Source organism: Kribbella orskensis (assembly GCF_004342085.1).
Taxonomy (GTDB): Bacteria; Actinomycetota; Actinomycetes; order Propionibacteriales; family Kribbellaceae; genus Kribbella; species Kribbella orskensis.
Genome location: NZ_SLWM01000003.1, coordinates 329,135 through 342,344 on the forward strand (window position 1 = coordinate 329,135; position 13,210 = coordinate 342,344).

Below are 13,210 nucleotides of genomic sequence, written 5' to 3' on the forward strand. Positions count from 1 at the left end.
GCTGCGAGTGGTCCGCCGGGCCCCGATAGCCGTGGGCTGCCCCGGCTCCGGGGGACGCGGCGGGCCTGGATGTCAAGGCGGCGCTAGATATCAAGAAAGCGGACGTCCTTGGCGTTGCGCTGGATGAAGTTCCGGCGGGCCTCGATGTCGTCGCCCATCAGCGTCGCGAAGGTCTCGTCGGCGCGGGCGGCGTCGTCCAGGGTGATCTGCAGCAGCACCCGGTTGGCCGGGTCCATCGTGGTCTCCCACAGCTCCTGCGCGTTCATCTCACCCAGACCCTTGTACCGCTGGGTGCCGTTCTCCTTCGGCAACTTCTTGCCGGCCTCGGCGCCCGCCGCCATCAGGCCGTCCTTCTCGCGCTCGGTGTAGGCCAGCTCGTGCGGCGAGTTGCTCCACCGGATCTTGTACAGCGGCGGCTGCGCGGCGTACACGTGACCGCGCTCGATCAGCGGCCGCATGAAGCGGAACAGCAGGGTGAGCAGCAGCGTCCGGATGTGCTGGCCGTCGACGTCGGCGTCGGCCATGATCACGATCTTGTGGTACCGGAGCTTCTCCTCGTCGAAGTCCTCGTGGATGCCGGTGCCGAGGGCGGAGATGATCGCCTGGACCTCGTTGTTCTGCAGGACCTTGTCGATCCGGGCCTTCTCGACGTTCAGGATCTTGCCGCGGATCGGCAGGATGGCCTGGAACTTCGGATCGCGGCCACCCTTGGCGGAGCCACCGGCCGAGTCACCCTCGACGATGTAGACCTCGCACTCCTCCGGGTTCGTCGACTGGCAGTCGGACAGCTTGCCCGGCAGGCCGCCGCCACCCAGCAGACCCTTGCGGTTGCGGGCCAGGTCGCGCGCCTTGCGGGCGGCGATCCGGGCACTCGCGGCCGCGGTCGCCTTGCGGATGATCTCGCGCCCCTCGGCCGGGTTCTGCTCGAACCAGGCACCGAGCCGGTCGTTCACGACCCGCTGGACGAAGCCCTTCACCTCGGTGTTGCCGAGCTTGGTCTTGGTCTGGCCCTCGAACTGCGGGTTGCCCAGCTTGACCGAGATGATCGCGGTCAGGCCCTCGCGCACATCGTCGCCGGTGAGCCTGTCCTCCTTCTTCTTGATCATGCCCTGGTCCTCGCCGAACGAGTTGACCAGTGAGGTGAGCGCGGCCCGGAAGCCCTCTTCGTGGGTGCCGCCCTCATGCGTGTTGATCGTGTTCGCGAAGGTGTGCACCGACTCCTGGAACGAGCCGCTCCACTGCATCGCCACCTCGAGGCTGAGGCTGTCGTCGCCCTGGGCCGCCTCGAAGGCGATCACGTCGCGGTGCACGGTCTCGCGGATGCCGGTCAGGTACTTGACGTAGTCGACCAGGCCGTCGTCGTACTTGAAGGACTGCTCGACCGGCTCGCCGTCGGCGGTGTGGTCCGGGCGCTCGTCCCGGATCACCAGCTCGAGGCCCTTGTTCAGGAACGCGTACTCGCGGAAGCGGGTGGACAGCGTCTCGAAGGAGTAGACCGTCGTCTCGAAGACGTCCGGGCTGGGCCAGAAGGTGATCGTGGTGCCGTTCGAGTCCGACGTCCCGACCTCGGCCAGGTCCGCGTCGGGCACGCCGACGGTAAAGGACTGGGTGTAGGCCTTGCCGTTCGTCTTGACGTCCACCCGCAGGCGGCTGGACAGCGCGTTCACCACCGAGACGCCGACGCCGTGCAGACCACCGGACACCTTGTAACCGCCGCCGCCGAACTTGCCGCCGGCGTGCAGCACGGTGAGCACGACCGTGACGGCCGGCTTGCCCTCGGACTCGACGATGCCGACCGGGATACCGCGGCCGTTGTCGACGACGCTCACACCGCCGTCGGCCAGCAGCGTGACCACGATCTTGTCGCAGTACCCGGCGAGCGCCTCGTCCACCGCGTTGTCGACCACCTCGTAGACCAGGTGGTGCAGACCGCGTTCACCGGTGGACCCGATGTACATGCCCGGGCGTTTGCGGACCGCGTCGAGGCCCTCGAGGACCTGGATCGCGCTCGCGTCGTACTCCTGCTCCACGATGCTGGAGGGGATCACGCTGAGCGGTACTTCGGTGCCGGTGCTGTCGGCGGACGGGGTTACATCGATCTCGGTCGGCTCGTCGGTCACCGGCTGTTGTCCTCCTCGGACCCCGCGCGCGCGGGGCATTGATGCACAGTAGAAGCCGCCCCTACTGTGTTCATCAGCGGTGCGGCTTTCTCAACAGCTCCATCTTACCCGTCGACCGAAGCAGAACCTGCCATGAGGCGGCTCTAACTGTGGACAGGGCGTGTTTTCGGACTCCTGTCCATGTCCCCCCACGCGGGGTGGGGGCTCCGAAAGCGCTCACGGCGCTCAGTGGCTTCTGGCCGGATCACGGCTGACTGTCTGCCGGACGAGACTCGGCGCATCGGGCCGACCGCCCCTCACGCCCCTTAGGATCGCTGCCGTGGAAAGTCTCGACGACGTCATCGACGCCATGATCGCCGACCGGGTGATCCACCGGCACCGGCGCAAATGGCTGATCGCCCTCGCCCTGGTCGTCGTCCTGGTCCTCGTCATCCTGTTCACCGGGGGCTGGAAGGAGAAGCAGGGCCGCAAGGTCGACACCGTCGACGCACCCACCACCTTCGAAGCCGGCCGGTACGAGTTCGGCGTCACCTCTGCGCAGATCATCCGGACGCCGAAGACGAAGTACGACCCGGCGAAGGCGCGGGTGGAACTGTCGTTCGACGTGAAGAACATCGACGACGAGGAGCACAAGAGCAACTCGCTGTCGGGCAAGATGGTCCTTCTGGTGGTCGGCGGCGGCGAGGACCCGATCGAGTCGAACGGCGCGACCTGCCGCGGCGCGATCAACTGGGTCTTCGTCTACGGCCTGCCGGCCGAGTCCTGCACCACGAAGTTCGAGGTACCGGTCAACTTCACCGGCGACAGGCTCGAGTTTGGCTTCCTGGCGGAGGGCTACGACTCCGACATCGGTTTGCTCGGCGCGTCCGAGGACCCGTACTGGCACAACGAGAAGGCCGCCATGGTGGTCCGGGTGCCGACGACGACCACGACGGAGACCAAGTGAAGCTGTATCGCACCAGCACGGTGCTCGTCGGCGTCCTCTTCGTGCTGCTCGGCGGACTGACCCGGCTGGCGACGCCGGAAAAGGTGTACGACTCGGAGAACCGGGAGATCGTGCACGGCACCATCGGCGAGACGCTGAAGTACCGCGACTCGACCATCACCGTGCACCGGATGAAGGTCGCCAAGGCCTACGTCTACAACGACGACAAGCCGGTCGAGACCAACGGCGCCTTCGTCGCGGTCGAGTACGAGACGGTCCGCGGCACCCAGGACGTCGGCAGCAACGACGCCACCCTGACCACGGACGACGGCACGGAGTACCGGCCGGTCGCCGCGACGATCGTCAACGGCGCCGACTTCGCCGAGCCGGGGTTCGCCCGGTCCGGCAGTCTCGTCTTCGAGGTGAACACCGCTGACCTCGACGGGCTCACCCTCAACTTCGTCACGATCCAGTTCTGGACGGTGCTGACCCAGGACGTCTCCGTCGATCTCGGGGTGCCCGACGAGAAGGTCGCCCAGCAACTCGTCGACACCGCGGCGCCGGAGTACGTGATCCCCAAGTCCGTCACCAGGGTGGCCTGATGAATCCCTCGAACCGCCTGCTCCGGCTCACCGCGCAGCTCTGCCTGCTGATCGCACTGCTGGGCGTCAGCGCCTTCCTGCTGCTCCGGGTCTATCTGGACGATGAGGAGAACGTCTACGACAACGGCGCCGTCACCGAGGTGGTGGGGCCCGGACCGGCGACGATCGGCCTGGTCGAGTGGAAGCTCGATTCGCTGCAGCCGTACACGAAGCTGGTGGACGACAAGGAGAAGGTGATCGACCTTGACCAGCCGGCCGGTTCGGTGGTGATCGTGGCGACCGCGTCCATCACGCCGAAGGACGGGCTGAAGATGGACTCCGACGGGTTCACCTGCGAGGCGAAACTGCGCGACGACCGGGGCAACCTGTGGAAGAGCCAGAGCGCGTACGGATTCCCGCTGCCGACGTACTGCGGGGACGACGACCACCCGTTCACCCGGAACGAGGCGGGCAAGCTCGCGCAGATCTACGTGGTGCCCGAGTCCGCCGTACCGCACCTGACTGGCATCCAGGTCGAGAACCTCAAAGAGCGCCGGCGCATCCTCCTGACCCGCTGACCTCGCCGGACCCAAGCAGATTCCCTGCCGGCTGCCGCCGGCTGACTCAGACCGTGACGGGTTCGGGCTCGTTCTTCTTCTCGTCGGCGGCCACTGTGGCCTCCGACGCCTCCGCTGCCTCCGCCCGGCGTTCCGCGCCGACCGAGATGCACAGGTCGAAAGCGGCAGCCAGCAAAGCGATCCGCAGCGTCTCGAACAGGATGTCCCGGATCGCGGCCGCGATCTCGTGGTTCATCAGACCCCATTGCTGCCCGTGGACGCCGATCCCGCGCTGCAGCGCGACGAACGCCCAGTCGCTGCCGAGCAACCAGAAGGTATAGACCATGCAGACCACGCCGAGGAAGACCGGTCCGACCCGGACCAGCAGCCGGAACGCGTTCAGGGCCGGGTAGAACTTCTCCCGCAGACCGCCCAGCAGCAGGTTCGGCGCCTGGTTGGTGAGCGCGACGATCCGGTTCTGCTTCGGTGCGTCCGGGTCGACCCGATGACCGAGGCGGCGTTCGAGCCGAGTACCGCGGAACACCCCACCACTGGACAGGACCCGGTGGCCGAAGACGACGGTGGTGATCGCGAGCCAGGTGAGTGGTTCGGCGACGCCGAGCTTGAACAGCGGCCAGAGGGACTCCCAGAAGAAGCCCCAGAGGAACTCGAGGCCGGCCGGGACCGGGATGTGGATGCCGGCGAAGAACTCCTTCGCGCCGTCCCACCAGTCGACCGAGAGGTACCAGAAGTTCCGTTCCTTGAACCAGGACTTGAAGTCCGCGATCGCGAACGGCGTGACCACCACGGTCAGCAGCAGGAAGAACGACTCGGCCCAGACCTGGGTGAACTTGGCCGGCCGGCTCGGCCAGCGGTCGTCGATGGCCTCGATCACCCGGCGAAGGACCAGCAGGATGACGATCGCCGGCAGATAGGCGCGATAGGCCGTCCCACCGAGCTCGAAGAACTGCCCGCCCGGCTGCAGACCACGCTGCACGAGGTTGCTGGTGGTCAACTCCTGGACCTGGTCATCGAGGAATCCCCAGGCAGACCAGACGGCGACCAGCGGCAGCAGGGTGATCGAGAGCAGTTCCAAGAGCCCGCGCTGCGTCGGGTCCGACGTCTCCTCGGCCTTGTTGGAGGCGGCGTCGCGCCAGCGGTACAGCGAGTTGGCGCAAGTCCGGATCATGCCGACCGTGGCGGCGATCTGGATCAGCACGCCGGCCGAGAAGACGCCGACGCCGAGGCTCGAGTGCTGGTGCTCCGACAGCCAGATGGCAGCATTGATCGAGGCCCGGAAGCCGATATAGCCGGCCAGGAACCAGGTCACCAGGGGCAACAGGTTCCGCCACCACAGCCGGAACGTGTCGCCGATCAGGTGGACCATCTCGCGGAAACCGTCAACGATCGTGCGCATCGGGCCGATCCTAGGGGATCAGGTGGGTCTCCACGGCACCGCTTCAGGAGGGTCCGTCAGCCGTAGGTGTCGCGGGGGCCGCGACCGCCGCGGACAGTGCGGGGGCCCTTACGCCAACTGGGTGCATGCGGGCCTTGGACGTTGACCCTGGTGACAGTGCCGTCGCCGAGTTCGGCGTTCAGCCGGCGGACCAGATCGGGCGCCAGCATCTTCAACTGCGTGGCCCAGGCGGTCGAGTCGGTCCGCACGGTGAGCTCGGTGTCCTGGTAGCTCTCGGGCTTGCAGTGGGACGCCATCTCGGGTCCGACGATCGACGGCCAGCGCGCCATCACGCCGTGCACCGCGACATCCACCTCCCAGCCCTGCTCCCGCATCAGCCGGCCGAGGGTGTTCGTCAGCAGTTGCGGATCGCGCTCGTCCGGTCGGGATCCGCTGACCTGCGAGCCGGTGGCCCGCCGGCGACGGGTCCGCTTGACCGGTTTGACCGGGCCATTCGACGCCATCCCCTTCAGCCGGCCGGCCAGCGACTTGGCCAGATCGAGGCCCTGCTTGTCGTGCTCGGAGCCCTTCTCCGGCGTTTCGGGGGAGTCGTCGACCTCGCTCTCGAAGCCGCTCTCAGAGGAATTCCGGGGTTTCGGCTCGCTCCGGACGGGTTCGGCGCGCGGTTTCGGTTCGGGTCGATCGGGCAGCGGCTGCGCTCCGAACCCGCCGAGCAGGTCCGCATCCGGACGGAGGTCCCGGTCCTCAGGCACGGCGGACTGTCCCGTCGCCGACGTCGAACCGAACTCCGCTCAGCTCGGCCGGTACGTCGGCCCCGACGGCGGCCGTGACGAGCACCTGTTCCGCGGGCGCGACCAGTTCGGCCAGGCGATCCCGGCGCTGGGTGTCGAGCTCGGCGAACACGTCGTCCAGGATCAACACCGGCTCACCCCCGTCCGACCTGAGCAACTCGTACGACGCCAGCCGCAGCGCGAGCGCGAACGACCAGGACTCACCGTGACTCGCGTACCCCTTCGCAGGCAAGTCCCCGAGTCCGAGCACCATGTCGTCGCGGTGCGGCCCGACCAGCGAGACCCCGCGATCGAGCTCGTCCGACCGCCGTTCGTGTACTGCGCTGAGGATTACCTCCGCAAGCTCTTCCCGCGAGGTCACTCCTGGCTCCAACGGCACCGACGACTTGTACTCGAGCCGGGCATCACCCTTGCCTCGGGCAACAGCGTCGTACGAGCCGGAGACCAACGGGCGCAGGGATTCCAGCAGTTCGAGCCTGGTCGCGAGGAGTTCGGAGCCGGCTCGCGCGAGGTGCGAGTCCCACACCTCGAGGGTGCGGAGCTGTCCCTCGACGGCACCGCCCGAGCGGTTCTGCCGGCGGGCGACCGAGGCGCTCTTCAGCAGGGAGTTCCGCTGCTTGAGGATGCGGTCGTAGTCCTGCCGGACACCTGCCATCCGGGGTGTCCGCAGGGTGAGCAACTCGTCCAGGAACCGTCGCCGCTCGGACGGATCGCCCTTCACCAGGGCGAGATCCTCGGGCGCGAAGAGCACCGTACGGAGCAATCCGAGCACGTCCCGGGGCCGGGGGACCGGTGCGCGGTTCACCCGAGCCCGATTTGCCCTCCCAGGATTGATTTCCAGCTCGATCACCAGGTCGCGTTCCTGGTCGGAACGGACTTCGGTGCGCACGATCGCCCGAGCTGCGCCGGCTCGAACCAGGGGAGCATCGTTCGCCACCCGGTGGGAGCCGAGTGTCGCGGTGTAGTGGATCGCCTCGACCAGGTTGGTCTTGCCCTGACCGTTCGGTCCGACGAAGGCGGTCACGCCCGGGGCGAGCTGGACCTCCGCCTGCTGGTACGACCGGAAATCGACCAGCCCCAGGGCGGTGACATACACCTCAGTGCTTGATCGGCGGTGTCGCGTACGACGGGTCCTCGGCGCCCTTCACCGCGTGGCCGCCGAACTGGTTCCGCATCGCCGCGATCGCCTTCATCGCGGGGGAGTCGTCCTGCCGCGAGGCGAACCGCGCGAACAGCGACGCGGCGATCGCCGGCACCGGTACGGCATGGTCGATCGCGGCCTCGACTGTCCAGCGGCCCTCGCCGGAGTCTTCGGCGTAGCCGCGGATCTTGTCCAGGTGGGTGTCTTCCTTGAGCGCGTTCACCATCAGGTCGAGCAACCAGGACCGGATCACGGTGCCCTCGCGCCAGGAGTCGAACGCCTCCGGCACGTTCTCGACGATCTCCGCGGCCTCGAGCAGCTCGAAGCCCTCGGCGTACGCCTGCATGATCGCGTACTCGATGCCGTTGTGGACCATCTTGGCGAAGTGGCCGGCGCCGACCTTGCCGGCGTGCACGAAGCCGAACTCACCCTCGGGCTTGAGCGCCTCGAAGATGGGCATCACGGTCGCGACCGTCTCGGTGTCTCCACCGCACATCAGCGCGTAGCCGTTCTCCAGACCCCAGACACCACCGGAGACACCGCAGTCGACGAACTTGATGCCCTTGGTGGCGAGCTGCTCGGCCCGGCGGATGTCGTCGGTCCAGCGGCTGTTGCCGCCGTCGATCACGATGTCGCCCTCGGACAGCAGGTCGGCTAGCTCAGTCAGCACCGGGTCGATGGCCTGCACCGGCACCATCACCCAGATCACCTTCGGCTGGTCCGCTGCCGTCAGCTTGCCGACCATGTCGGCCAGATCCGTCGCGTCGGAGATGCTCGCGTTGTGGTCGAAGCCGACCACTTTCAGGCCCGCGGCACGCATCCGCTCGCGCATGTTGCCGCCCATCTTGCCGAGACCGACAAGGCCGAGCTCCATCGTGAATCCCCTTGTTCTGTTGGCTTTCCCTGATTCAGCTGTTCAGGCGGACCGGCATCAGCACGTACCGGAACTCGCTGATCGGGTCGCCTTCGAAGTCCTTGACGCCGGTCAGCTCGGCCGGCTTCGTCGCCTGGGTGAACGCCAGATGGGCGACCGGTGTTCCGATCGCGTTCAGGCCGTCGAGCAGGTAGGTCGGGTTGAAGCCGACGGTCACCGGTTCCCCGACGACCCGCGCTTCAATCGACTCCGATGCCTGCGCCTCGTCGCCGCTGCCGGCGTCGAGCGTCACGGTGTCCTCGGAGAAGGTCAGCCGGACGGGCGCGTTGCGCTCGGCCACCAGGGCGACACGCTTCACGGCCTCGACCAGGTTGGCGGTATCGATCCGGACCCGCGTGGCGATCGCCGCGTCGGTCGGGATGATGCCGCGAACCTTCGGGAACTCGCCGTCGAGCAGACGGGTGGTGGCGCGCCGGTTGCCGCCGGACACCTGACCCTCGAAGCCGACGATGCCGTCACCGCTGCCAGGGGCGGCCAGGGAGACGATGATGTCGGTTCCGGTCATCGCCTTCGCGGTTTCCGACAGCACGCGGGCCGGGATAAGGGCTGCAGCAGAGGCATCTGGGCTTTGCGGGCTCCACTCGAGCTCGCGGATCGCCAACCGGTACCGGTCGGTCGCGAGCAGCGAGATGGTGGATCCCTCGATCTCGACCCGTACGCCGGTCAGCACCGGAAGGGTGTCCTCCCGGCCCGCGGCGGTGACCACCTGAGCGACCGCCTGGGCGAATACGTCGCTCCGGACGGTGCCGCTGGCCGCCGGCAGGTCTGGCAGAGCCGGATATTCCTCTGTGGGAAGCGTCTGGAGCGTGAAGCGCGACGTGCCGCAGGTGACTTGCGCCTTCGCGCCGTCCACGGCGATGTCCACAGGCTGGTTCGGGAGGCTCTTCGAGATGTCGGCGACGAGCCGGCCGGAGATCAGGCACTTGCCGGTGTCCGCCACCTGGGCGGGCACGGTAACGCGCACGGAGGTCTCGTAGTCGAAGCCGGACAGGGTGATCTGGCCTTCCTCGGCCTCGACAAGAAGTCCCGCAAGGATCGGGACGCTGGGACGACTGGGCAAACTGCGCGCGGCCCAGGCCACCGACTCGGCCAGTACGTCGCGCTCGACGCGAAACTTCACCGCTGGGTGCCTCCTGATTCGGCTGTGTGCCAGGCAGATCCTGCCACGGACAGATGTGATGTGCGCCAACCGGGCTTGACGTGGCGGTTCGGGCGGGTCGCGACCCGAGCTTTTCGGGGCTCGTGAGGACAGCCTGACAGGTCGTGCAAGACGGGCCGGCAGCAGGTACGAAATCTGGGTTTTCCCCAGGTTGGGCGCCCAGACCCTTTTGTGGACTGGGACTTCCTTACAGATTCCATAGGGTTGTTCGCACCGGTGGAAACTGTGGACAAGTGACGAGTTCGCAGGTCAGAGGCCGAAAGTGGCTGGGGACCGGCTGTGGACGAAATCAGGCCGTTCTCTGGACGGCTGGTGACGACGCTCGCGATCCACACAGCCAATCCACAGGCAAGGCGAGAGTGTCCACCGGGATACCCACAGTTATCCACAGGACTTTCCCCAGCCTGTGCGGTTCGTGTGACCATGTCGTAGCGCTCGGCGTACAGGGCTTCGGGCACGGTCACACGGCACGTCATTGCTGCTTGGCCTGGTGCTTGATCCGGTTGGTCAGCTCGGTGACCTGGTTGAAGACGCTGCGCCGCTCCGACATCAGCTGCCGGATCTTCCGCTCGGCGTGCATCACGGTGGTGTGGTCCCGGCCGCCGAACTGCTGGCCGATCTTCGGCAGCGACAGATCGGTCAGCTCGCGGCACAGGTACATGGCGATCTGGCGCGCGGTCACCAGGACCCGGCTCCGGCTCGAGCCACAGAGATCGTCGATCGACAGCCCGAAGTACGAGGCGGTCTGGCCCATGATCATGCTTGCCGTCACCTCAGGTTTGCTGCCTTCGGGGATCAGGTCCTTCAGCACGATCTCGGCGAGGGACAGGTCGACCGGCTGCCGGTTCAGGCTGGCGAACGCGGTCACCCGGATCAGCGCGCCCTCGAGCTCACGGATGTTCGTCTGCACCTTGCTGGCGATGAACTCCAGCACCTCGGGCGGCGCGGTCAGCCGCTCGGTGGCGGCCTTCTTCCGCAGGATCGCGATCCGGGTCTCGAGGTCGGGCGGCTGGATGTCGGTGATCAGGCCCCACTCGAACCGGTTCCGCAGCCGGTCCTCCAGCGCCTCCAGGCGTTTCGGCGCCCGGTCGGAGCTGATCACGATCTGCTTGTTCGCGTTGTGCAGCGTGTTGAACGTGTGGAAGAACTCTTCCTGGGTCTGGATCTTGCCTTCCAGGAACTGGATGTCGTCGATCAGCAGCACGTCGACGTCGCGGTACCGGCGCTGGAACTGCGCGGCCTTGTCGTCGCGGATCGCGTTGATGAAGTCGTTGGTGAACTCTTCGCTGGACACGTACCGAACCCGCGCGCCGGTGTAGAGGCTGCGGACGTAATGGCCGATCGCGTGCAGCAGGTGCGTCTTGCCCAGACCCGAGTCGCCGTAGATCAACTGCGGGTTGTAGGCCTTGCCCGGCGCCTCGGCGACCGCGACCGCGGCGGCGTGCGCGAACCGGTTCGAGCTACCGATGACGAAGGTCTCGAACGTGTACTTCGGGTTGAGGCGCGCCTCGCCCTGGGCCTCGGTCGCCGGCTGGATCGGGGCGGATCCGTTCGGCGGCGGCGCGACCGAACCGATCGGCTCGCTCGGCTGCTGAAGGCCCGGCCGGAGGGACTGTCCGTTGGCCGGCTGTCCATGCATCGGCTGCCCGTGCATCGGCTGCCCGTGCATCGGCTGCCCGTGCATCGGCTGGGGCGGCTGCTGGAGTCCGGATTGCTGTAGTCCCGATTGTTGAAGGCCCGGCTGCTGGAGCGGTTGGTGCAGCGGGGAGTGGATCGCCGGCGTTGAGTCCTGTACCACGGGCTGAGCCGCGCTCGGCTCGCGTAACTCGGGGTCGAGGGACGGGTCGACCGTGACGGCGATCCGGATGTCCCGACCGAAGCTCTCGGTGAGGATGCGCTCCAGGTCAGGCCTGAGGCGCGTCTCCAGTTGACCGCGGGTGAAGTCGTCCGGGACGGCGACGATCGCGGTGCTCTCGTGCAGGGTCACTGGCCGGGAGTTCGTCAGCCAGGCCCGCTGGTTCGGTGGTAGTCCCGCGAGTACCCGGGTCCAGGCCTCGTCCAGATCCTTCACTTCCGCCTTGCGTTCCGCACTGGCGGACTGGTCCTCGACCACGCGTTGCTCCCCGAATCCTTCGCTGCGGTGGCCGGCGCTCCCGGGTTCGTCCCCGGTACAACGCGACCTTGACCCGTCACCCGGCCACTACTCGTGCAGCCGGTCGGCCGCACGTCGCAGTTGCTGTTCTCCTCAGCCGGTTTCCTCATTGTCCACACTGTTGTCCACAGTTGTGAACGAAGCGCGGAGCTACTTGTTACCGAATCTCGGGGTACGGGACCTCTGGTGTGAGTGGCTGACGCTAACAAGTCCGCGTACACCGCATCAAGCCGTCATCCACAGGCTGTGGGACCCAAAATGTGGGCGACCTCCGGCGTGTCGGGTAGACGCCGGAGCGTAGTCATGATGAGGCCATGGCGTCACTGTCGCCGTCCGTAGCCATTCTGACCAGTGTGTGACCATCCGTTGATGGCACGTTCTATCCACAGGCCTGTGGAAAAGTATGGGGATGACTGGTTTGACCTGTCCACAGGCAGCCACGTACCGTGGATCAGTCGGTGTTGAGCCGGCCGTTTCGTGCTGCGCTCCCAGCGGGACCATTGTGGATAGTCAAGGTTCTCGAGCGGTGGGCAGGACCTGCACCAGGGACAGATCTATCAGTGGATTTGTCGACACACGTGATCTCGAGTAACCGGAGTCATTCCAGTGAGCAAGCGGACGTTCCAGCCGAACAACCGTCGTCGGCACAAGAAGCACGGCTTCCGTCTTCGGATGCGCACCCGCGCGGGCCGTGCGATCCTCGCAACGCGTCGTAGCAAGGGTCGCCAGCGCCTGGCGGCCTGAGCCGTTGAGCTGGCGACGGTGACCACCTCGTGTTACCCGCGTCGAACCGGCTCCGCCGGTCCGACGAATTCCGCCGCGCTGTCCGGTCCGGACGGCGGGCTGGTCGGCGTGCCGTGGTGGTCCACCAGTTGCTGCGGGCCGGCCCAGAGGCCGAGCCCGCTCGCATCGGATTCGTGGTGAACAAGGCGGTGGGTAATGCGGTTCTGCGGAACCGCGTCCACCGCCGTCTGCGTGCTGTGATGGCGGCGCACCTCCCGAACCTGCCGACCGGCAGCCTGACGGTGGTACGCGCACTCCCCGCGTCGGCCTCCTCGTCGTACGACGAGCTGGCCGACGACGTACAGGGCGCCCTGCGGCGTCTGGACACGCGATGAAGATCGCGCCCGTCAAGTACGGGATCATCGGTTTTCTGAAGTTGTACCGGAAGTTCGTCAGCCCGATGTACGGGCAGGTCTGCCGGTTCTACCCCAGTTGTTCTGCCTATGCTTTGGAAGCGGTCGAGCGGCACGGCGCGGTGCGCGGTAGCTGGCTGGCGGCGAGGAGACTCGCCCGCTGCCACCCGTGGAACCCCGGCGGCTACGACCCCGTTCCACCTACAGATGTCGACCAGCGCGGAGATTCCGACTCCGCCAACCAGCCCGGACCGTCCATCGACGCCGGGCCCGCGCAGCGAGGTGCTTGAGTGACTC

At 67.0% G+C, this 13,210-nt stretch carries 13 protein-coding genes; 6 read left to right on the forward strand and 7 right to left on the reverse strand.

What is annotated here, in order from left to right:
- Positions 1-83: 83 nt before the first annotated feature.
- On the reverse strand, positions 84-2,159 hold the full coding sequence (gene gyrB, locus EV644_RS10465; RefSeq protein WP_370451436.1) for a DNA topoisomerase (ATP-hydrolyzing) subunit B: 2,076 nt from the start codon (positions 2,157-2,159) through the stop codon (positions 84-86).
- Between the two features lie 280 nt (positions 2,160-2,439).
- On the opposite strand from gyrB, the gene EV644_RS10470 reads away from it, so the two are divergent.
- Genes EV644_RS10470 through EV644_RS10480 form a run of 3 tightly spaced genes read left to right on the forward strand, consistent with a single transcriptional unit; the run spans position 2,440 to position 4,204 of the window.
- Entirely contained in the window at positions 2,440-3,066 is a 627-nt protein-coding gene (locus tag EV644_RS10470; protein WP_132189938.1) for a hypothetical protein, read from the forward strand.
- Positions 3,063-3,647, forward strand: coding sequence for a DUF4352 domain-containing protein (locus EV644_RS10475; RefSeq protein ID WP_132189937.1), 585 nt, complete (start codon positions 3,063-3,065; stop codon positions 3,645-3,647). Before EV644_RS10470 ends, EV644_RS10475 begins: the two co-directional genes overlap by 4 nt.
- The gene (locus tag EV644_RS10480; protein ID WP_132189936.1) at positions 3,647-4,204 is read left to right on the forward strand and encodes a hypothetical protein; all 558 of its coding nucleotides are present in this window, start codon (positions 3,647-3,649) and stop codon (positions 4,202-4,204) included. Before EV644_RS10475 ends, EV644_RS10480 begins: the two co-directional genes overlap by 1 nt.
- 46 nt (positions 4,205-4,250) lie before the next feature.
- Here EV644_RS10480 and EV644_RS10485 read toward each other — a convergent pair whose 3' ends face one another.
- The 6 genes from EV644_RS10485 to dnaA all read right to left on the reverse strand — a co-directional run bounded on the left by EV644_RS10485 (position 4,251) and on the right by dnaA (position 11,738).
- Positions 4,251-5,600, reverse strand: coding sequence for a hypothetical protein (locus EV644_RS10485; RefSeq protein WP_132189935.1), 1,350 nt, complete (start codon positions 5,598-5,600; stop codon positions 4,251-4,253).
- A gap of 56 nt (positions 5,601-5,656) precedes the next feature.
- Positions 5,657-6,352 carry a DciA family protein gene (locus EV644_RS10490; RefSeq protein ID WP_369410492.1) on the reverse strand — a complete coding sequence of 232 codons (696 nt, stop codon included), beginning with the start codon at positions 6,350-6,352 and terminating at the stop codon, positions 5,657-5,659.
- A complete protein-coding gene (recF, locus tag EV644_RS10495) occupies positions 6,345-7,487 on the reverse strand; it encodes a DNA replication/repair protein RecF (RefSeq protein ID WP_132189934.1) in 1,143 nt (380 codons plus the stop codon). The genes EV644_RS10490 and recF overlap by 8 nt, the downstream gene beginning before the upstream one ends.
- Before the next feature lies 1 nt (position 7,488).
- Entirely contained in the window at positions 7,489-8,406 is a 918-nt protein-coding gene (gene gnd / locus EV644_RS10500) for a phosphogluconate dehydrogenase (NAD(+)-dependent, decarboxylating) (RefSeq protein ID WP_132189933.1), read from the reverse strand.
- Positions 8,407-8,440: 34 nt separating this feature from the next.
- Positions 8,441-9,586: a DNA polymerase III subunit beta gene (gene dnaN, locus EV644_RS10505; protein ID WP_132189932.1), complete on the reverse strand. Its 1,146-nt coding sequence runs from the start codon at positions 9,584-9,586 to the stop codon at positions 8,441-8,443.
- A 511-nt stretch (positions 9,587-10,097) separates the two neighbouring features.
- Positions 10,098-11,738, reverse strand: coding sequence for a chromosomal replication initiator protein DnaA (gene dnaA / locus EV644_RS10510; RefSeq protein WP_132189931.1), 1,641 nt, complete (start codon positions 11,736-11,738; stop codon positions 10,098-10,100).
- 645 nt (positions 11,739-12,383) lie between these two features.
- On the opposite strand from dnaA, the gene rpmH reads away from it, so the two are divergent.
- Genes rpmH through yidD form a run of 3 tightly spaced genes read left to right on the forward strand, consistent with a single transcriptional unit; the run spans position 12,384 to position 13,203 of the window.
- Positions 12,384-12,521, forward strand: coding sequence for a 50S ribosomal protein L34 (rpmH, locus tag EV644_RS10515; RefSeq protein WP_132189930.1), 138 nt, complete (start codon positions 12,384-12,386; stop codon positions 12,519-12,521).
- A gap of 29 nt (positions 12,522-12,550) precedes the next feature.
- Positions 12,551-12,895 (forward strand): ribonuclease P protein component, encoded by a 345-nt coding sequence (gene rnpA, locus EV644_RS10520; protein ID WP_132189929.1) that lies wholly within the window; start codon positions 12,551-12,553, stop codon positions 12,893-12,895.
- On the forward strand, positions 12,892-13,203 hold the full coding sequence (gene yidD / locus EV644_RS10525) for a membrane protein insertion efficiency factor YidD (protein ID WP_132189928.1): 312 nt from the start codon (positions 12,892-12,894) through the stop codon (positions 13,201-13,203). Before rnpA ends, yidD begins: the two co-directional genes overlap by 4 nt.
- Positions 13,204-13,210 lie beyond the last annotated feature (7 nt).